The organism is Lentzea indica (genome assembly GCF_012184385.1).
Taxonomy (GTDB): Bacteria; Actinomycetota; Actinomycetes; order Mycobacteriales; family Pseudonocardiaceae; genus Lentzea; species Lentzea indica.
The window spans coordinates 111,595-130,085 of record NZ_VSRL01000001.1 but is presented as its reverse complement, the minus strand read 5'-3'; the positions used below and the strand labels follow the sequence as shown (position 1 = coordinate 130,085).

Sequence of the window (18,491 nt, the reverse complement as noted above, 5' to 3'; positions counted from 1 at the left end):
GCGGCGTGATCGACCCGGCCGTGCTGACCGGGTTCTCGATGCTGCGCTACGACGCGTTCGCCCGGTGCCCCAGCACCCGGAAGGTCCGCGAGCGCCTCAGGGTCGTCATCACGCACCGGCCGATCCGGCGCAGCGACGCAGCGCCAGGGCGTCGTGGGAGTTCTCGGCCGCCAGCTCGCACGCGTCGGCGTGCTGCGGGTGGGCGGGGTTGCTGGTGATCGGGCTGAGCAGCTTCACCGACAGGGCGAACCAGTCGGCGACAACCGCGTTCGAGGCATGCTCGGGTGGCGCGCTGGCCTGCCAGCAGGCCAGCAGCTCACAGATGGTGGGTTCGGTGGTGGTCGAGGGCATGGCACATGGGTCCTGTCTCGTGAGAAGAGGTGGTGTGGGCACCGCCAGGCGGGCGGGGCGTGGAGTGCCAGGGCGGTTCGAGCCGCCCGCCTGACGGGGAGTTGAAGGGCCGGGCGTGGCCTGGTCAGCGCCAGGTACTGGCGGCGCGCTCGCCGTTGACCTGCGGGTCGGCGAGCCAGTTCGGCACTGTGCCGTCGCCGTCGCAGGTCGAGCAGGCGGGCTGCGTGCTGGTCGAGCAGTCAGGGCACTGCATGCGCGGTCTCCGTTCCTGGTCAGGCCTGGTCGAGGTGGTCGAGAGCCGCGGTGAACAGCGGCAGGTGCGCGGCGTAGAGCTGCATGCCGGCCTTTTCGACGGCGCTGGTCAGCGCGGCCAGCGTGGTGAACGGCCACCAGGCGGCGGCCAGCGCGTCATCGGCGCCGGTCGCGAGCACGGTGTGGGGCAGCCGGTAGAGCGCGGCCGTGGTGCAGATCCAGGCGTGATCGCTGTTGCGCGGGTCGTCGACGTAGCCGCGCGAGATGACCGTGGGCGTGTGGCCGTGCAGGTCCACGCCGGTCTCCTCGCGCAGCTCCCGCACCAGCGCGGCCGGGGCGGTCTCGCCGGGGTCGGCCATCCCGCCGGGGGATGGCCCACTGTTCGGTGTCGCCGCGCTGGATCAGCAGCACCCACCGCTCACCGTCACGGTCGGGGTCGCCCGCGACGACGATCGGATCGGCGGCGCAGTTCTCGCCCCACTTGCCCAGGTTGCGGCCCGTGCGTCCGGTGCGGCCGGTCGGGTTGAGCGGCCAGCCCCAGGCGTCGCGGTCGAACGGCACCAGCGCGGCGATCTGGCGAGCGGGCCAGTTCGGCACGTCCTCCGGGGTCACGTACGGCTCCGCCCAGCCCTCCGCGACGCTGGCGGGCAGGCCCGAGCGGCGCAGCTCGGGCGGAGTGATGTCCACGGGCGTGTAGTAGGGCCACGACGTCGACCACGACCGCAGGTCGTCCGGAATCGGGACACCTGCGGGCGTGAACTTGTTTTTGGGCATGACAAACAGGCCCTTTCGGGTCGAGGTGGATTCGAGAGGGGTTCGCGCCTTTGCCCGCCTGCACGTGTGTGCGGAACACTGTGCGGGCCTGCGCTCGGTTGTTACCGGGTGAGGTGGTGCAACCTGGTCCGGCGGTGCGTGCTTTGGCGGTTCGAGCCGCCGGACCAGGGCAAAAGTGGAGTTGCTCGGCTACTGCCGCTCGCCGTCGACGTACGTGCCGCCGTTGGTGTCGCAGGGCTCGGAGACGCCCTTCTTGTTCTCGTGCCGCTCGTGGTACGGCCCGAAGTCGCTGTCCCAGCTGAACTTTCCGCAGACCGAGCACTTCTTCTCGATGAGCGCCATGATCAGTTCCTTTCAGAGCAGGTGTTCGGATGAGGGGCTGTGCGAGCTAGCGGCGAGCGGGATCTTGCGGACACGCGTACTCGTCTGGAAAGTGAAGGCAGACAACGACAACGGGCGTTCACGCGGCGGCGACGTCCGCATCGGTCGCCGCGGCTTCCACCTCGAAACAGGGCCAGCACTGCCGGGTGCTGGTCGGCAGCACGTACAGCGGGTCCTTGCCGCAGGTGCGGCAGATGCGGCGGGCCAGGTTCGCCTTGGCCAGCGCCGTCTGTTTGGCCGGGGTCGTCGGCCGCACCGGCTTGGCGCGGTTGATCAGGTAGAGGTTGGCGAACCACTTGGCTTTGGAGCCGTTGTGCCGCCCGTACAGCACGGCCACCGGGTCCTGTCCGCCTGGCCGCAGCTCGATCGCGCGGAGCTGGCGATAGGTGGCGAGCTTGTCCCGTGGCGCGCACCCGTGTGACAGCAACGGCAGCCCGTCCTTCACACCTCGCGTGTACTGCTGCGCGTCCGACCACGGCACCGACGCGAGCACCCACGGGTACTGGCGGCCCGCCATCACTACCGCCTGGGGGTACGCACGCGGCCCGACATCGTGTGCGCCGTGGCCTCGACCGCCATCACGCCGCCACCAGCACCGGCGCGCCAGCCTTGTTCGACGCCGCCCAGAACGCATCGGCCCGCACCTGCGCACGCTGCCACCGCTCCCAGGCCAGCCGGGTGCGCTCCATCGCGTCGAAGTGCTTGCCCGTGACGTGCCCCAGCGCCGCGCGGTAGTCGGCCCTGTTCGGGCGCTCCCGCACCAGCTGGCCGATCGACGCCACCAGCGCCGCAGCCCGGATCATCGACTTGCGTGCCGTCAGGTAGCCCGCGCAGGCCTGCTCTTCGGCCAAGCGCAGCGCGGTCAGCGGCGATGCAACGAACGTGGTCTTGGACATGGCAGAACCTCCGTAGAAAGAAATTGAGTAAGGAAAGGGGATCTGATGGCGAGCCAAAGCCGCGGCTTCGCCATCAGATCCCCTCGATTGGCCTCCTACCTGTGCAAACAGGTGTCTTAGAGGCCTCTCGGTGCACCTGAAAAAGGGTGCACGAAATACGCCATATGTGGCCCCGCTCCCGGGGTTCTTATCTCACGTGGTGCTTGCGCATGCAGGACGAATTACCCGTCAGCTCCCGTCACCGGGCTACCTCTGGAACGTCGTGCGCAACGGTCCTAGCACTAAGGACGACCACCTGACGACACGTGAGTGCCGCTCGCACTTGACGAGATTGAGTTTTGAAACCTGGCCGATGTCTTAAGACATCTTGCTTGTTGCAGACGCTAGACCATGCATGTCTCAAACGTCAACAGGTGTCGTAAGACATCCGGGTAAGATCTGGCGTTATGGCTGATCAGGGCGCAGATCAAGAGGACAAGCGGCACGCGAGTCGCCGGGTGGCGGACTCCATCCGGGCCGACATCGAGCGTGGCCGATGGGAAGTGGGTGCGCCCCTCCCGACCTACAGGCAGCTAGCCGCAGACGAAGGCGTCGCGGTCAACACGGCTATGGCCGGTGTCCGCCTGCTCCGGGAAGAGGGATGGGTGGAGATCAAGCCGAACGCTGGTGCGTTCGTACGTGATCGCAGCGGCGACGTCGGTGCGGAACAGGAACTGCGCGAGCTTCGCGTCAAGGTCGAGGAGATGCGTGCGGAGCTTCGCCAGGTCAGCAGTGCGGTGGCTCGCATCGATGGCGGCCTGGCTGATGTGCTCGCCCGTCTTGGCGCGATGAGCGGCCTTGGAGCGCATGTTCAGCACCATGAGTTTCACGGCGACATCGCTTCTACGAACGTGGCGAATCCGTCAACCGCTGCTCCGCCCCATGCCGCTAACTGACGAACCGCAGTCGCCGTGCCGATCGGGTCGCGGATCACCAGCGCAACCAGGGTCACCACGATCAACAGCACCGCCAGGCGCCGGCCAGTCTTGCCGCCACCTGGCAGCGGCATCATCGTCTGCTTCTTCGTCATGTTGGTTCTCCGTTCTCATCGCTGGTCCGTTCTGCCTCAAGCTTGCTGCGATCTGGACCACATGAGAACTGCCCGAGTACACCCCAACGCTGAACTTCCACCGAACTACTGCCACTGAACTTTCACCGAACTTCGGCGCGGCCCATCTTCAGAATCCGTTGGGGGAGTGGGAGCCTGAGCGCATGGACCTGAATGGCGTTCCCGCGACACTTGATCAGGTGAAGGCGCTGGCCCTCACTAACTACGGCCACTTCACCTCAATGCTCGTGGAAAACGGCGAGGTTCGGGGCCTGTCCTTGCACATGGAACGGCTCTCCCGTGATTGCCGACAGCTTTTTGATCACGACCTCGACATCGAGCAGGTTCGCGGTTACGTGCGGAAGGCCCTCGGTGAGCAGACGGGCGGTCGTGTGGTCGTTCGGGTTACGGTCTTCGATCCTGCCCTGGACCTGGGGACTATCGGACGCGACGCGCACCCCCATGTGCTGGTCACGCACCGCCAGGCCGCGAGCGGCTCGCCAGCACCCTGGCGACTTCAAGCAGCTGCGTACCAACGTGACATGCCGTCCGTGAAGCACGTCGGGCTTTTGGGTCCTATGCAGCGCCGCAGGGCGGCACAGCGAGAAGGCTTTGACGACGTTCTTTTTCTCAACCCTGATGGCACAATCTCCGAGATTGCCACGTCAAACATCGGCTTTGTCCGCGAGGGCCGCATTATTTGGCCTCGATCGGCGTACCTCACTGGCATCACGATGACACTGCTCAACCAGGAATTGGACGAGCAGATCGTGACGGAGCCACTGACGCTGTCTGACCTTCCGGGCATGGACGCAGCCTTCGCAACCAACGCTGCAACCGGCGTTCGAGCGGTGTCGGCGGTCGACGCGACGGAGTGGCCGTCCGAGACGCACACCGCCTTGAAGGAGTTGAGGGAGCTGTATGCCGACATTCCGGCCGAACCGGTATAGGAGAAGCTATCGGCGAGCTAGGCTCACTCGGAGGTTCTCCGAGGGGAAGTGTGCAATGCCGACAGTGCACCGCTGGACTGGCGTGGAGGTTCGCGCCCTACGCGATGCAATGCGCATGAGTCTTCGCGAGTTCGCTGCCCACCTCGGCGTGAGCGAGCGCATGGTCTCGAAGTGGGAGGCGGGCCGCGAGAACATCCAGCCGCGGCCCGTGAATCAGGCAGCGCTGGATACCTGCCTGAACCGCAGCGACCCCGACACCCATGCGCGGTTTGCCTTCCTGGTCGGCGACTCGGTGGTCAGCACCGGAGAGCAAGAGGCGCAGGTCGAGCCGATCGGGAGCGGCCAAGTCCACCACCCAACCGATGGAAGCGCCATGATCATGGTGGAAGGAAGCGTCTTCCTCGGTGGACCTAGCAACACCCCCGCCTGGCTGCCCGGCTACTACATTGACGTGTTCCCCGTGTCCAATGAGGACTACGCACGATTTGTTGCTGCAACTGGACATCAGGCGCCGGATCACTGGCCGGATGGGCAGTGCCCTCCCGATATCAAGGACCACCCAGTGGTCTTCGTGACTTGGGACGACGCGAACAGCTACGCCACGTGGGCGGGGAAGACGCTGCCGACGGGCCAGCAATGGGAGAAGGCCGCGCGAGGAACACGCGGGACGGTCTACCCATGGGGCGACCAGCCGACGCCGGCCAAGTGCAACGTCCGGGAGAACGGCGTTGGGCAGACGACGGCGCGCGACAACTACCAGAGCGGTGTTAGCCCGTACGGCGTGTACGACATGTGCGGGAACGTCTGGGAGTGGTGTTCGACCGAAACCAAGCCCGGTCGCCACGAACTCAAGGGCGGCGCCTGGACGAGTCCGTTCAACCGGGCCACTCCGTCGTCTTTCAACGACGCCAACGCAACGATGAAGGACGACGACACGGGCTTCAGGTGCGTGGTCGCCGCCGACACGATGGACGAGCTGCTCCGCCGCCGTTGACAGCCCTTGTGGTGCCGAGCACTTCTGGCACAGTTGACGGCCCGCGAGAGGTCGAGGAACGGGCACGCAAACCGCACCACACGCGGCGAACCACAGAGGTATCCCGTTGAAGAGGATATGTGGCGCGTCCGGGGCGATGACGTGCATGAGTGGTCGGAAGACTCCCGCCCCGAACTGGCGCTCAGCTACGGCGTCCACAGCTTCGGTGCTGTGCCGATGACCAGGTTGGGTGCGAGCTGCGAGCCCGGCGCAGGAAGAGCCAACACTTCGTGGACAACCTCGTCGAGAGTGCCGCTTCGTTCCCACACGATCTCGGGTGCGGTGTGCTGGTCGGCAGGAACACGGATGCGTAGGCCGAGAGCATCGGTCTCGGCCCGGACACGGATGCAGTCACGCCATCCGGCCGGCCAGATCCTCGCGGCGTCGAGTACGGCGTTGGGGTCGCCGGGATCGTCGATCGGAAGGAATATCCAGCCCGCGTCACGGATGAGGATCAGGTGTTGAAGGCTGGGAAATAGCTTCACTGCCTCAACATCGGTGAGCGGGGTCATGACCCACTCACCGCTACGCCATCCGCACTGATGATCGGCCGCATGCTCGGAACGTAGGACCGGCACAACATGCCAAGGGGTACAACCTGTACCCCCACCCGATCAGGTCAAGCCGCGATACCCACCCGCTCGCACAGATCGAGGACGTCCTGCCGCAGCCCGGTCGGCGGTTTCCGGCGCAGTTCGAGCAGCATTTCCCGCGCGAAACCGTTGTATTTGATCGTCTCCGGGGCGGTGCGTTCCGAACGGTTGAGCAACGCCCACACGGCGTGCTTGTCGCCACGCTGGTCGTGTGCGCGTGCCACCTCGATCAGGTGCCGGGCACGGCGAGGCACCGAAACGATCGTGTCCGGATCGGTTCGATCCGACGCACGCAGCGCCTCAGCTGGTCGCCGCAACTCCACTCCGAGGGTCGTGGCGTGCGCGCCCATCACCGAGCGGCTGAACGAAGACTGCGTGTGCCGATATCCGAGCGGCAGTTGCTGCGCGACCCTGTCCGCCAACTCCCACGCTTCCCACGCCTGCCCGTGTCGTCCACGGCGAGCGTGCACATAAGCGACCTCGGCATTCAGCGCGCCCCACATCCCGCGCCATTCATCGCCCGAGTTGAGGTACGGCTCAAGCTCACGGGTGCCAAACGCGGCGACGTCCAGGGCTTCGTCCCAACGACCAGCGTCACGTAGCGCCTGGACTTTTGCCCAGGCTCCGCCGCCGATTGCGAGTGGGTCGTCTGCCTCCAGCGCCTCATGCATCGCCCGGTCCGCGACCAGCCACACCAACTCCGGAGCGGGCTGGTAGGCGCAGTAGAAGTCAGCAAGGCGATACACGCCGGCCAGAACCCGGCGGGCGTCGCGGCGTTCCTCGCCACGGATGGTGCGAACGGCTCGTTGCGCGTCCCGGATCAGGCCAGGCAGTAGGGAACCGAGCTGCGTGCGGTGGTCAGGGCTGGCATGCCGGATCTGCCACGCCTGCTCCAACCGCACCGCCAGGTGCGGGACGCTCGGAGGTGTGGCGTCGGTGATGAGGTGATAGTCGGTGAGGGCGGCTTGCACGGCTGTGAGCGCGGCGTGTCGTTCGCCAGCGAACACGGTGACGGGGACCGCGTGGCCGTTGCCGGTGAGGTCGGCGAGGTCTTGCACGCCCAGAGCGTGCGCGATGCGAAGCAACATCGGCAGCCGCGGTGCTTGTAGGCGACCGTTCTCGACTGCCTTCACCCACTCCGCGCTTCTGCCGACCAGGTCACCGAGTACACGGCGCGACATCCCGGCGCGTTCGCGCGCCCACTTGATGCGTTGCCCGATCGTGGTGTGCGCAGGGTCGGGAAAACCCGAGGTCACCATAGGTCCACCTCATCGCCGGATGTGTCCCCGCCGATGCCCCCGGTGGCCGAACCGGGGGCGCGCATCCGGCGAGGATGTCGGAGTCCAGCGTAGCGGCGGGCCGTGTCGGTTCAATGAGCTTGGGGGTCTGCGAGCGGAGCTACTGGACTGTGGAGTCCACATAGCAAATAATCGAACACGTGTTCGATTAGACTAGGAGTTCGTAGCGTAACCTGCCCGGCAAGGCTCCAAGGGGGTGTGATGGGCACGACTCAACCCGACAGAAGTACGTCTGTGCTCGCTCCGCGAGACAGTGGTAGCCGTACGCTGTGCGGCGTGACGACCTGGAACGAAGCAGAGCGAGCTGCGCTGGTGGCCCTCTTGCGGGCGCGACCAGGCGGAATAAAGTGGCCCGAGATAGTTCTCGAGGTCGCCGAGGCTGGCAGTGCGCGAACTGTATGGGAACGCCACTCGCCCCCGGCGCTCTTCGACTCCAGCGACAGTGAATTCATTGCGCAGGCAAGTGCCGATATTTCAGCCTGGGAGAACGCTGGCCTGAGGTTTCTAACGTTCCTCGACCCCGAGTATCCCGCACAGCTGCGCGAGATTCACCAAGCGCCACCTTTCCTGTTCTGCAAAGGAAAGCTTGAGTCAGACAGTCAAGCGGTATCGGTGGTCGGATCGAGGAAAGCATCGGAGCGAGGGCTTGAGATAGCAACCAATCTCGCTCGCACCTTGGCGGATAGCGGTATTACCGTGATCTCGGGCCTTGCCGCTGGAATTGATGCCGCAGCCCACACCGAGACGCTTAGGGTGGGCGGGCGCGCAGTCGCAGTGATCGGCACTGGCATAAATAGGAACTACCCGGCAGCTAACTCTAAGCTTCAGGCAGAAATTGCGGACAGCGGACTCCTTATGTCGCAGTTCTGGCCAGATGCCCCACCTCAGAAGCACACGTTCCTAATGCGTAATGCGACCATGAGCGGATACGGTAAGGCCACAATCGTGGTAGAAGCAGGAGAAACAAGCGGAGCGCGCGCTCAAGCGCGTATGGCTGTTGAACATGGCCGTCCCGTAATCCTCACCGATCTTGTCGTGGAAAAGAATGAGTGGGCGCAGACGCTAGCCGCCCGTCCTGGCGTCTATGTCGCCTCCAGTACCGATGACGTCATGAAGGTCGTACGCCACGTAACCCGCAGCTTGGATGACGTCGTCGGCTCGCTGCTGCCGGTTAGTCGATGACATCGGACAACAGGGAAGTCGCCAGAAGGCTCGCGAGGCACATCGTGCAGCGGGCAGGTGGTTATCTACGGAATACCGTCCATATTCCGAATGTGACGTGTGCAAACTGTTTCACTCCGGTAGATGGCTATCAGCACTGCCTTAGGTGCAACCAGGACCGTAGAGCGTACGGAGTTGGCCTTGCCTCCACCGTCGCGCCGGTTTTTTATGGCGTCAAGGGGCATCAGTCCGGATACCTGCTACACACCTATAAGTCGCCATCTGCAAGCGACGAGCAGGCGAAGCTTCTTTCCCTGGTCCTCAACTTCTCTTATGCGGTCCACCTTGAGTGTCTAAGAATGCGTACAGGCACCTATCCGTCGGTCGTGGCCACCGTTCCATCCACGGCTGGCCGGGTCGGAAAGCATCCACTCGAAACCGTCGTCGATAATGCCAATCTTGGCTTGCCGATTACGAAGCTCTTGGTCAGCCCGAACCAAGGTGGCGACAGGCGTGAGGTACGACGTGATCGCTTTGCCCTTCTGAATCCACTTGATGTCAGAGGTAAACATGTGCTGCTCGTCGACGACACGTGGACGTCAGGCGGGCGCATTCAGTCAGCCGCGCTGACACTGCGCGGGGCTGGTGCTGCCGACGTAACTGCATGGTTGCTGGGCAGGTGGCTCGTGCCTGACTATGGAAAGAATAGGGAATTCATCGGGGCACACCTGACTCGCGATTTCGATCCCTGGTCATGCCCTGTTGCTGGGGCGTATTGCCAAGCAAGAACCCTCTGGACGCCCTAAGGCTCGCGATTGATCGGGTGTGTGGACACGTGCTCAACAAGGCACCTGAACAGCATAAATGGCCCTATGGTTGCGGAATCGGGATGCCTCGTCGGGTGTCATAATCGAACATGTGTTCGGTGATCGCGGGCTCAAGGGTGCAGAGCCGCCTGGTAGGGGCTACTTGCGTCGAGTGCATCCACCTCAACCAGTGTGGGTGGACCTGGGCACGGTGTGGCGCATCAGCCGGCCGCGTCGGTTCGTTCCGGATGCACTGGACATGCAGGGCACCGTCCCCGGTGAGCTACGGCTGTGGCACCTGACCACCACTGGCCACTGGGTCGGCTACGTCGAGTTCGCCGTGAAGGCCGGTGACCAGGGTGGCGTCCGAGTCTCTCAGTGGGTGATGGAAGACGCTCTTAAGCCGCGAACCGACTCGCCAGCGCGGAAGTAGTAGCGGATGAGGCGACTTGCTCGGACGCTTTGCCGACAGTCCATAGCGGACTGCCGCAGTCTCAAGGGCAGTCTCATACGTGGTCGTTCACGAGGGTTCAGTCGTTTCCCTATGGAGCCGCTGACCAGCGTAAAGAACCTCCATGAACATGCCTGAACGGCCAGGCCAATCCCTTGAAGGCGGGAGACCCACTCAGTTCGGAGTTCGAGTCCCTCCGTATCCGCTGGTTGAGGCCTGATAGCACTGGCTCTGCGCATTCGTGGCGCTCCCTGATGTAGCACGGATCGGGCGACCGACGACGTACGAGCATGGTCGACGCCAGGAATCCGACGCCCCTATCTGATGCGCCCGCAGCCGCAGAGCCGGAGAAGGCACGGCCGCCTCTGTCGGGTGGCCGACTGGCCGCGGCCGCACTGCTTGGGCTCGGTGTTCTGTGCACAGTGTTCGTCGAGATGTGGTTCTGGATCAACAGCACACCAGCGACCGGGGAGCAGAAGACGGCTGCTCACCTGGAGGTGTTCAAGACCACGGCAAGCGTCGCGGTCATGCTTGGTGGGATCGGCGCGCTGTATCTCGCGGCACGCCGCCAGCGCACCCAGGAAGCCGAGCACGCCCACGCCGTGCGCATCGCGGAGATCAACAGGCAGCATGCTGAACGCGTCGCTGCGGCCACCGAGGACGACGCCGCCCGCCGCCGGGTAACCGAGCTCTACACCAAAGCCGCTGATCAGCTCGGCTCTGATAAAGCACCCGTACGACTGGCCGGCCTGTACGCGCTGGAACGCCTCGGGCAGGACAACTCCGACCAACGGCGAACCATCGCCAGCCTGTGGTGCGCCTACCTCCGCATGCCCTACACCCCACCGCCTCCGACGGTCGGCCGACGACCCGGTGGCGTTGCGCGCCCATTGCTCAGCAATCCCCGACGACGCACCGGCATTCTGCGACCAGACCCAGCAACCCTGACATCCCCCAATCCCGCAGCAGCACATGCTGAGGCCGTGCTGGAGCGCGACGTCCGCCTCACTGTGCAACGCCTCCTTGGCATGCACCTCCGCCCACGAACAGACAACAACGACCAGCCCCACCACGACTACTGGCCGGAGATCCCCGATCTCGACCTCACCGGAGCAACCCTGATCAACCTCGACCTGAGCTCCTGCGCCCTGCCCGCTATCCGCATGGACCGCGCAACCTTCATCGGCAGAACCACGTTCGGCGGCGCAACCTTCACCGGTAGAGCCACGTTCTACGGCGCGACCTTCAACCACCAAGTCCAGTTTGCCCACGCGACCTTCAACGGCGCCGCCATGTTCTACGGCGCGACCTTCATCGGTAGAGCCACGTTCGTCGGCGCGACCTTCGATGCCAGGACCCAGTTCGATGGTGCGACGTTCAACGCCAATGCCAGGTTCGAGGACGCGACCTTCAATGCCATCGGCACGTTCGTCCGCGCGACCTTTACTGAAGCCGCCAGATTCAACCGCGTGACCTTCGCTGGCGTTGCCTCGTTCGATATGGCGGCCTTTGCCGCCATTGCCACATTCAACCGCACGGCCTTCAACGACCGCGTCACGTTCGACGACGCGGCCTTTGCCGCCAACACCTCGTTCGTCCACGCGACCTTCAACCGCGTCACGTTCGACGACGCGGCCTTTGCCGCCAACACCTTGTTCGTCCACGCGACCTTCAAAGACCACGCCAGGTTCGACAGCGCCGTGTTCGATTCAACAGCCCGCTGTCGTAACGCTCGGGTATCGGTTGGTGGGGTCACGTCACAGGCCATGTGGCCGGTAGGCTGGACGTGTGTCATCCCTGAACCGTTGAACAGCGAAGATGTCCAATGGGGGCAGCTAGTTCCGGTACCGATGGTCCTCGATCAGCATGTCGTCAGCGATATGAAGACGGACGGGTTCTAGGGATACATCGCGGCGACATCTTGATCCGGACGACCGGGCCGCTGGTTGAACTTTCGCCCAATACGCGCCCAGAATGCGTCATCCAGCTAGGGTGATCTTGTGAACACGCAGGTCAGGCCGGGCGTGCCGCCGGAAAGTCGACTTCCCTTAAAAGGATCACGCTAGCTCGTGGAGAGAAAAGCTGCCGTGATCAGATGGCTTTTTATAAAAGGCGTTGCACCCGCGAACGCGGCTTACATGCAGCCCTGGCGCGCTTTTTCCTACCCCTCGAAGCCAAGTACCCTTCTCGTCTCTTGGGTGAACTTAACAAGTTCGCTCTTGTTCTTAAGTATCACCTCGTTCAGGTTCTTTCGGGTTTCATCTGAGGGCACTGATCGAAGCATATCTGACATGTCGGCGAGAGAGTCACACCAGTCCGCAAGTATTTCTCGAAGTGTATCGTTGCCGTAGATTCGGAGGCTGCCGCTGCGCCGAAAAAAGTCATCAGACGGCTGGATTATTCCCTTTGGTGAGTCATGCGTAGACGCCTGTACCCATGCCCGCGTTGAATACATGTTCATGTCATCTACGAGCCGAGTCAAGAATTCTTCTTGCCGCTCGGCTCGCTTGATTCTAATGCCAGCTTGAACACCTTGTGCGGTTATGTGCTCTGCGTGATTCCTGCCTATGCGAGCAACAATCACAGTCCCCGTTGTCCCGGCTAACCCGACGATGACTGTCGCAACAGGTGGAACCCATTCCCATGCCATCTATCGAGTATGACCGAAGGCGGCTGTTCTCGCTTTGCCAAGTAGGCGACCACGCGACTGCCTCAGACAGGCACGTCAGCATCTGACTTGCGGGCTCAGCCTCGCCGGTACCGCACGTAAGCAAGCCGCTCGGGAAGTCCATTGTGGACTAGCGCAGTCTCACGGGCAGTCTCATACGTGGTCGTCCAACGGCGTTCATCCACGTCCACGCAGAGGTGCTGACCAGTGCGAAGAACGCCCGCGTACCCCCCCGGTGCTGTCATGCCAGCTCCTTGAAAGCAAGGGAGTGGTTGCCTGAGCGCGACAGCTTTGGACTAGAACGGCGGTTCGTCTTCCTCTGGCATTCGCTTGTGTAGTGCATCCCGAGCGATGAAGTGTCGGACGGGAACGTGACCTAACCCTGGAACCGAGACGGTGTAGGTCGTTAGCGCTAGCCACGATCCGTTCTGTGCCCTGCTCCAGGCAGACACTTCGCCCTTGGTCAGGGGGAGGCGTTCAGGGTTGAGGCCTTGAGTGCGCACCACGGTCGCCGGGGCGTTGGCTGGTGAGCTGGCTGGTACGTGGCGGTAGACCTGGCGAAGGTCGATCTAGACGAGTTCAGGTAAGTCGCACGTACACCAGAGTGGCGACGGCTCACGCTCGCTCGGATCGACCATGTGTTCGATCGTGCATCCCCGCCGTGGCCAGGGCAAGTCCGCTCCATTGTGGACCTACGCGCTGATGGGCGTGCCGCGGTGGCATTCGCTCACCTTCGGGAGCGTTTGCGGAGGCCGCACAACGCGTTCCGGGCGATGTGCAGGGCAAGCGCGCACCTTTGCAGCCTGGGCGCATAGGCACTCAAGGTGCGCGCCCTAACGGGACGTCCGTTTTGGACAGTGTGCGCGAACGGACTGAGTGGTTGTCGCTGGCTGAAAGTTAGTTCGAGGCAAGCATCTTTGCGCGCTCTTGCAAGAACGCGTGAGCCAGCTCTCATTTTCCGTAATAGATCTCGGTCGATCTCAGGGTGGAAACAGACCGATAACGCACGTGCTGACCAGGGCGAAGTGCGTTTGACCAGCACGTTCGGTTCGTTACCGTGATTCGTGTCACAATGCTGACAGTTTGAACGACAGGCGTGAACACCCCTATGTTTAGCGCACCTGCTGATTGCCAGTCAGGGGTCAAAAGGGCGCTATCGACAGACCTTCCGGTCAGTAATGGGTCCCCGCCGTACGGGGGGATTACTACTAGGAAGGATCGATCGACCGGTGTGTACCTGTGACGATGAGAGGCGGCGCGAGCCGTCTGAGGACCTGAGTGTTCCGCGGGAGACTCAGGAGGATGGATGCCGGACCGTCAGGTTGACCCTGAAGATCCAGCACCCGATCCTCGTGTCCGTGCAGTGCGTCCTGATGCTTTCGGGTCTCTGGGACGCAGTGGGTCACCTGCTTAGCTAGCAGGTCAACCACGAGGCCGGTTGGAGGGGGCAACCTCCGGCCGGCCTTTTGCGTACCGCCAAGTCTGCGTGGACTCACCTGGCAAGCTCACGCGCATGTGCATTCGCAAAGTCGCTGCGACGTACTCCGTTTGGCGGACACTCATGTAGTTTCTATGTGCGTATTTGACCAAAGAAGCCAGATGGGAACAAGTTTCCAGCTCAAGCTGGAATAACTACGGTGCGTGCCGCACGGCGTTATCGCAGGTCAGATGCGTGACCTGGATCACAATCTGACTGCATGAGATCTGGCTCACTTGCGTGCGGGTGCCGGTTTGGTCTGGGCCATGTCCCGGTGGCTCACCAACCGTCTAGCGCACTCGTGTGGTGGTATGTGCCTCGGTGGCAATCGCTCGTGTCCACGGTCGACCGGCAGTGGTCACCGAGCGTTGCTGACCAGCTGAAACACCGTCAGTGATCCCTCATGGTCGGCTACTCGCAGACCTCGAAAGTGTGCTCGTCGTGTGAAGTGAGGCTAGCTGCGTAACGGACGCTGGCTGGGGGTCGACTTCCTGACGTGGCTGTCACCGTCCGTACCCGAGCCGTGGCGATTGGTCGACCGATCGCATATGTACTCGGGGGTCTGCTCGCCCTCACCCTGTACGGGCTTGCGATCTGGCAAGCGCCTGAGCTCTTGGTGAATCAGGACGTCCTGGGCAAGGCCGCGCCCGAACAGCGCTTGTCGGCCGAACACAATGCACGCCTGATCGTGATTTCTATAGGCGGTGCACTGGTCGTTGGCACCGGTCTGCTCTACACCGCGCGGAACTACCGGTTGGCGCACCGTGGGCAGGTCACCGATCGGTTCACCAAGGCACTTGAGCGTCTTGGCTCGGACGAGCTGTACGTGCGCATTGGTGGGATCCATGCACTGGAGCACGTGATGCGAGACTCTCCCGACCACCACGGCGATGTGGTTGAGGTGCTGGTCGCCTTCATACGCGATCGGGTCGACCGTCGGACAGACGAATCAGCGGATGAGCCACCATGGATGCATCCGCCCATCGGAACAGAGGTACCAGCTCTGCCTGACGAGCTGGCGTCAGACGTCCAAGCCGCGGTCACTGCGCTTGGCAAGCGGCCAGACCGTGCCGAGCGCGAACGAGGCCGGATCAACTTCGGAAACCTTCATCTGATGGGCGCACAGCTCAGCGATGCTCAGCTCCAGGGTGCGAACCTGCTGTACGCCCAGCTCCAAGGCGCGAACCTGCTGTACGCCCAGCTCCAGGGCGCGGACCTGACGGGCGCCCAGCTTCAGGGCGCGAATCTGAGAGGCGCCCAGCTCCAGGACGCGGTAGTGACAACCGAGCAACTCCAGAGCGCGGGAGAAAACTGGGAGAAAAACCTCTCGCAACCGCCTCCGATGACCGAAACAGACCAACAGGAACCAAGGCGTTGACCTGCGTAGATTGCCTGCTCGGCAGCTCATTGAGTCAGTCGGACTTAGTTCGGGACGAAGAGGTCGCAGGTTCAAGTCCTGTCACCCCGACTGAAATAGATGCAGATCAAACCTTGTCCACAGTAGACGTGGACAGGTCTGATTTATGTCTGGGAGTGGTGCTCTGCCGAGACGAAGCCAGGTCGCCACGAGTTGAAGGGTGGCGCATGGACCAGTCCGTTCAACAGGGCCACGCCTTCATCCTTCATCGATGCGGCAGCGACCATGCGGGATGACGACGCAGGCTTCAGGTGCGTGGTGTCGGCCGAAGTTTTCGGCAAGTCGCACTAGCAGGAGGCCTGCTACCAGCAGCATTCCACTCGACCTGGGCTTACGATGACTCCAACTGCCAGTGCAGCCGCATCGGAGGCCCGGATGTACGTGGTACGCGACAACAGCCGAGATGGCAAAGCCGTCAGCTGGGGCACCGATTGGGTTCGCATGGACGAGATCGCCGCCACGAACCCTCACTTCGAGGTGTGGCCAGACCTTGGTGCGACCTGGCACTACTGGCACGTCACCAAGCGTGGCTTTAAGTGGGTCCACCCGTACGACCTGGACGCCAGGCAACACGCTGAGATCACCTGATGCCTGTCGTACTGCGCCTGGACCGAGGCGAGATCGACGCCCTGATCACCTGGCTCCGCGGTCAACTTGCCGCCGATCGCCAGGGCCGAGCGCATGCCGCGATCCTGGATGAGCTTGCCCGCCATCTACATGCGGAGGCCGCGGCCGGCCAGCTTGCGCGGCGCGTACTTCAACTGCTCGGCTCGATCTACGAGAAGCGACCTGGCTACCGCAGCGAGTGGCGGCCGTAGCACTCTCAAGACGAACGGCGTTTCTGGCCTGTCGCTGTAACAGGTATCGAGTATGGCTCTCAGCTCGTTAGTCGAACCTTGGCCTTGACGACCTTGCTGCCGCGTTCAGAGCTGTAACGGGCGTTGTACCCGGCCCGACCCTGTGGCGTGAATGCAACTGTCCGCGGTCTTGCGCGGGTCGCTCTAACCGGAACGCTGGTGCTGGGCGGTTTGGGTGTTCTCGCCCTCTACCTGCTCGGCCCCGCAGAGGCGAGGAACCGAGCCAGCTGGTGTAGCGAGCGGGGCCGATTTCGCGACAGTCCTCGGTACCTGTGACAGTGGCGGGTAGGGGATCGGGCCTGGGAGGTGCTGTGAAACGCCGATGGTGGCGGGTCGCTCTGGCTGTGGTGGTGCCGGTCGCTGTGGTCGCGTTGTCGGTGCGGTGGGGGCTGTTGGATTGGCTGGTAGCCGATGGCGGCACGGTGCGCAACGTGATGGAGGGCTTGAGCTGGCCTGCGACCGTGGCGGCGCTGGGGTTGGCCGTGAGCCCAACAGTCCGACGGTGGTTTGCGCCGGGCTCACAGGTTTCCCCAGGTACCGGCGCGGTCGTGCACGACCAGGTGGCGACGCTGGACGCAGCGAATCCGCTGGTGGGACGGGCGCTGCACTTGGTGGATGGACGTCTGCCGGAAGTGGGGCAAGTGGGGTTGTTGCAGATGCGAGTCAAGCCCGCCATCGATACTCACAGCGAGGACGGTTCGGATTTGCCCCCTTATGTGGGGCGTGATCTGGATGAGGACCTGGAGTGGGCGATCGCTGCCGGCGGGATGGTGCTGCTACACGGCCGGGCAGCGGTGGGGAAGTCGCGTGCCGGGATTGAGGCACTCCGGCGGCTGCGTCAGCACGATCCGCTGCTGATACCTCGCGACGGCCCGGCCTTACGCGAGTTGGTTGCAGCAGACGCGGTGCCGGACGGCGCTGTGGTGTGGCTGGATGACTTGGAGCTCTACCTCGCCGCGGACGGCCTGGACCTGGCATTGCTGCAACAGCTGTGCCCGTCCGGCAGGCCGAGCAGGACCGTTGTGGTGGCGACGATGCGCGACGAAGAATTGGCCCGCCACACCATCGCCAGTACCGAAAGCGACAGAGTAGGCGCGACGATCGAGCGGGCAGCGGTCGATTTGATCGCTCAGGTCCAAGGGCGGCGCCGAATTAAGGTGGCCGCCGACCTCTCTTCCAGCGAACAAGGACGCGCCCAGCAGGTCGGTGGGCTTGACGGTCGGGTGCGGCGTGCGGTGCAGGCGCTGGAAGGGTTCGCTGAGTATTTGGCGGCAGGCACGGCGATGATGGACCGATGGTCGATCGGCGACGGTCCGCTGTTTCTGGTGGGGCAGGCCTTGATCAGCGCCGCGGTCGACTGCCGTCGCGCCGGTTACCACAAGCCCGTGCCCACCACGCTGTTAGGTGAGCTGCACCGTCACTACATGGCTCCGGCGTGGCGCCACCGCGACGATCTGCCCACGATTGCAGAAGCGCTGCGCTGGACCCACCAGCCCGTACTGGGAGCCAGTTCCTGTCTGCAACCCCGCTCCCAGAACACAGCCCTGGCCTCTGATTACCTTCTCGACCGCGCGCAGAACGGCCAGTCTCCTCTACCTGAACGTGTCAATGATGTCCTGTGGCCTATGTTGCTGGACACCACCTCCGCCGTCGACGCTCTACCTATCGGCAACGCCGCCTACCACGCGGACCAGTTCGATATCGCTCAAGCAGCCTGGGAACACGCATCCACCGCCAACATCAGCGCGCTGGTCAACCTCGGCATCTTGCTGGTGGAGCAGGGCCGTGACGACGAAGCCGTGGATTACCTGCGCCGTGCCGCCGACGCCGGCGACATCAACGCCTCGGGCATGCTGGGCGCCGTGCTGGCCGAGCAGGGCCGTGACGACGAAGCTGTGGACACCGCAGTTCCAACCGGCAACATGACTGGCGAGAAGCCCAGGAGTACGCCTACCGACTGAGCGCTCTGGAAGCTCATGTGGACCGACGCCAACCAACGCCGCTACCAGCATCTATCCGGTCGTGTGCAGGTTGTAACA

The 18,491-nt window shown here is 63.6% G+C and carries 19 protein-coding genes and 2 pseudogenes; 11 read left to right on the top strand and 10 right to left on the bottom strand.

Annotated features, from left to right (window positions below; genetic code table 11):
- Window positions 1-108 precede the first annotated feature (108 nt).
- The 7 genes and pseudogenes from FXN61_RS00700 to FXN61_RS00680 form a co-directional block, all read right to left on the bottom strand.
- A complete protein-coding gene (locus tag FXN61_RS00700) occupies window positions 109-351 on the bottom strand; it encodes a hypothetical protein (RefSeq protein WP_167969267.1) in 243 nt (80 codons plus the stop codon).
- Window positions 352-475: 124 nt separating this feature from the next.
- On the bottom strand, window positions 476-604 hold the full coding sequence (locus FXN61_RS54075) for a hypothetical protein (protein ID WP_281360266.1): 129 nt from the start codon (window positions 602-604) through the stop codon (window positions 476-478).
- A 19-nt stretch (window positions 605-623) separates the two neighbouring features.
- A pseudogene (locus FXN61_RS50470) lies at window positions 624-965 on the bottom strand (NUDIX domain-containing protein); the annotation flags it as partial.
- A gap of 172 nt (window positions 966-1,137) precedes the next feature.
- Window positions 1,138-1,377, bottom strand: a pseudogene (locus tag FXN61_RS57060) (hypothetical protein); the annotation flags it as partial.
- 189 nt (window positions 1,378-1,566) lie between these two features.
- On the bottom strand, window positions 1,567-1,719 hold the full coding sequence (locus FXN61_RS00690; RefSeq protein WP_167969266.1) for a hypothetical protein: 153 nt from the start codon (window positions 1,717-1,719) through the stop codon (window positions 1,567-1,569).
- Window positions 1,720-1,837: 118 nt separating this feature from the next.
- Window positions 1,838-2,275: an RRQRL motif-containing zinc-binding protein gene (locus FXN61_RS00685; RefSeq protein ID WP_188134516.1), complete on the bottom strand. Its 438-nt coding sequence runs from the start codon at window positions 2,273-2,275 to the stop codon at window positions 1,838-1,840.
- 61 nt (window positions 2,276-2,336) lie between these two features.
- Window positions 2,337-2,654, bottom strand: coding sequence for a hypothetical protein (locus tag FXN61_RS00680; protein ID WP_167969265.1), 318 nt, complete (start codon window positions 2,652-2,654; stop codon window positions 2,337-2,339).
- A gap of 446 nt (window positions 2,655-3,100) precedes the next feature.
- Here FXN61_RS00680 and FXN61_RS56130 point away from each other — a divergent pair, with 446 nt between their 5' ends.
- Window positions 3,101-3,589, top strand: coding sequence for a GntR family transcriptional regulator (locus FXN61_RS56130; RefSeq protein ID WP_167969264.1), 489 nt, complete (start codon window positions 3,101-3,103; stop codon window positions 3,587-3,589).
- On the opposite strand, the gene FXN61_RS00670 is transcribed toward FXN61_RS56130, so the two are convergent.
- Window positions 3,520-3,723, bottom strand: coding sequence for a hypothetical protein (locus FXN61_RS00670; RefSeq protein ID WP_167969128.1), 204 nt, complete (start codon window positions 3,721-3,723; stop codon window positions 3,520-3,522). The genes FXN61_RS56130 and FXN61_RS00670 overlap by 70 nt on opposite strands.
- A 182-nt stretch (window positions 3,724-3,905) precedes the next feature.
- Between FXN61_RS00670 and FXN61_RS00665 the strand changes: the two genes are divergently transcribed.
- Together FXN61_RS00665 and FXN61_RS00660 are read left to right on the top strand one after the other, a co-directional pair.
- Entirely contained in the window at window positions 3,906-4,691 is a 786-nt protein-coding gene (locus FXN61_RS00665) for an aminotransferase class IV family protein (protein ID WP_167969263.1), read from the top strand.
- Between the two features lie 55 nt (window positions 4,692-4,746).
- A complete protein-coding gene (locus tag FXN61_RS00660; RefSeq protein ID WP_167969261.1) occupies window positions 4,747-5,685 on the top strand; it encodes an SUMF1/EgtB/PvdO family nonheme iron enzyme in 939 nt (312 codons plus the stop codon).
- Between the two features lie 185 nt (window positions 5,686-5,870).
- On the opposite strand, the gene FXN61_RS00655 is transcribed toward FXN61_RS00660, so the two are convergent.
- Window positions 5,871-6,236: a hypothetical protein gene (locus tag FXN61_RS00655; RefSeq protein WP_167969258.1), complete on the bottom strand. Its 366-nt coding sequence runs from the start codon at window positions 6,234-6,236 to the stop codon at window positions 5,871-5,873.
- 107 nt (window positions 6,237-6,343) lie between these two features.
- Window positions 6,344-7,576: a helix-turn-helix domain-containing protein gene (locus FXN61_RS00650; protein ID WP_167969257.1), complete on the bottom strand. Its 1,233-nt coding sequence runs from the start codon at window positions 7,574-7,576 to the stop codon at window positions 6,344-6,346.
- A gap of 315 nt (window positions 7,577-7,891) precedes the next feature.
- Between FXN61_RS00650 and FXN61_RS00645 the strand changes: the two genes are divergently transcribed.
- The 8 genes from FXN61_RS00645 (at window position 7,892) to FXN61_RS00615 (ending at window position 18,413) form a co-directional block, all read left to right on the top strand.
- On the top strand, window positions 7,892-8,797 hold the full coding sequence (locus tag FXN61_RS00645) for a DNA-processing protein DprA (protein WP_223165262.1): 906 nt from the start codon (window positions 7,892-7,894) through the stop codon (window positions 8,795-8,797).
- A 981-nt stretch (window positions 8,798-9,778) separates the two neighbouring features.
- A complete protein-coding gene (locus FXN61_RS00640) occupies window positions 9,779-10,015 on the top strand; it encodes a hypothetical protein (RefSeq protein WP_167969254.1) in 237 nt (78 codons plus the stop codon).
- A 440-nt stretch (window positions 10,016-10,455) separates the two neighbouring features.
- Window positions 10,456-11,934: a pentapeptide repeat-containing protein gene (locus FXN61_RS55010; protein ID WP_167969253.1), complete on the top strand. Its 1,479-nt coding sequence runs from the start codon at window positions 10,456-10,458 to the stop codon at window positions 11,932-11,934.
- A gap of 2,740 nt (window positions 11,935-14,674) precedes the next feature.
- On the top strand, window positions 14,675-15,556 hold the full coding sequence (locus FXN61_RS55005; protein WP_312877462.1) for a pentapeptide repeat-containing protein: 882 nt from the start codon (window positions 14,675-14,677) through the stop codon (window positions 15,554-15,556).
- A 138-nt stretch (window positions 15,557-15,694) separates the two neighbouring features.
- Window positions 15,695-15,886 carry an SUMF1/EgtB/PvdO family nonheme iron enzyme gene (locus FXN61_RS57055; protein ID WP_512698735.1) on the top strand — a complete coding sequence of 64 codons (192 nt, stop codon included), beginning with the start codon at window positions 15,695-15,697 and terminating at the stop codon, window positions 15,884-15,886.
- Window positions 15,887-15,970: 84 nt separating this feature from the next.
- Window positions 15,971-16,183 (top strand): hypothetical protein, encoded by a 213-nt coding sequence (locus FXN61_RS00625; protein ID WP_167969252.1) that lies wholly within the window; start codon window positions 15,971-15,973, stop codon window positions 16,181-16,183.
- Complete coding sequence (locus FXN61_RS00620) at window positions 16,183-16,413, top strand: hypothetical protein (protein ID WP_167969251.1); 231 nt, start codon at window positions 16,183-16,185, stop codon at window positions 16,411-16,413. The genes FXN61_RS00625 and FXN61_RS00620 overlap by 1 nt, the downstream gene beginning before the upstream one ends.
- Window positions 16,414-16,763: 350 nt before the next feature.
- Window positions 16,764-18,413: a tetratricopeptide repeat protein gene (locus tag FXN61_RS00615; RefSeq protein ID WP_167969250.1), complete on the top strand. Its 1,650-nt coding sequence runs from the start codon at window positions 16,764-16,766 to the stop codon at window positions 18,411-18,413.
- The last annotated feature ends 78 nt before the right edge of the window (window positions 18,414-18,491 follow it).

Excerpts from the sequence above, each read along its gene's own strand:
- FXN61_RS00670 (WP_167969128.1), bottom strand. The coding sequence starts at position 3,723 with ATGACGAAGAAGCAGACGATGATGCCGCTGCCAGGTGGCGGCAAGACT.
- FXN61_RS00660 (WP_167969261.1), top strand. The coding sequence starts at position 4,747 with ATGCCGACAGTGCACCGCTGGACTGGCGTGGAGGTTCGCGCCCTACGC.
- FXN61_RS00620 (WP_167969251.1), top strand. The coding sequence starts at position 16,183 with ATGCCTGTCGTACTGCGCCTGGACCGAGGCGAGATCGACGCCCTGATC.
- FXN61_RS00685 (WP_188134516.1), bottom strand. The coding sequence starts at position 2,275 with ATGGCGGGCCGCCAGTACCCGTGGGTGCTCGCGTCGGTGCCGTGGTCG.
- FXN61_RS00625 (WP_167969252.1), top strand. The coding sequence starts at position 15,971 with ATGTACGTGGTACGCGACAACAGCCGAGATGGCAAAGCCGTCAGCTGG.
- FXN61_RS56130 (WP_167969264.1), top strand. The coding sequence starts at position 3,101 with ATGGCTGATCAGGGCGCAGATCAAGAGGACAAGCGGCACGCGAGTCGC.
- FXN61_RS00700 (WP_167969267.1), bottom strand. The coding sequence starts at position 351 with ATGCCCTCGACCACCACCGAACCCACCATCTGTGAGCTGCTGGCCTGC.
- FXN61_RS00665 (WP_167969263.1), top strand. The coding sequence starts at position 3,906 with ATGGACCTGAATGGCGTTCCCGCGACACTTGATCAGGTGAAGGCGCTG.
- FXN61_RS00680 (WP_167969265.1), bottom strand. The coding sequence starts at position 2,654 with ATGTCCAAGACCACGTTCGTTGCATCGCCGCTGACCGCGCTGCGCTTG.
- FXN61_RS00650 (WP_167969257.1), bottom strand. The coding sequence starts at position 7,576 with ATGGTGACCTCGGGTTTTCCCGACCCTGCGCACACCACGATCGGGCAA.
- FXN61_RS54075 (WP_281360266.1), bottom strand. The coding sequence starts at position 604 with ATGCAGTGCCCTGACTGCTCGACCAGCACGCAGCCCGCCTGCTCGACC.
- FXN61_RS00655 (WP_167969258.1), bottom strand. The coding sequence starts at position 6,236 with ATGACCCCGCTCACCGATGTTGAGGCAGTGAAGCTATTTCCCAGCCTT.
- FXN61_RS00690 (WP_167969266.1), bottom strand. The coding sequence starts at position 1,719 with ATGGCGCTCATCGAGAAGAAGTGCTCGGTCTGCGGAAAGTTCAGCTGG.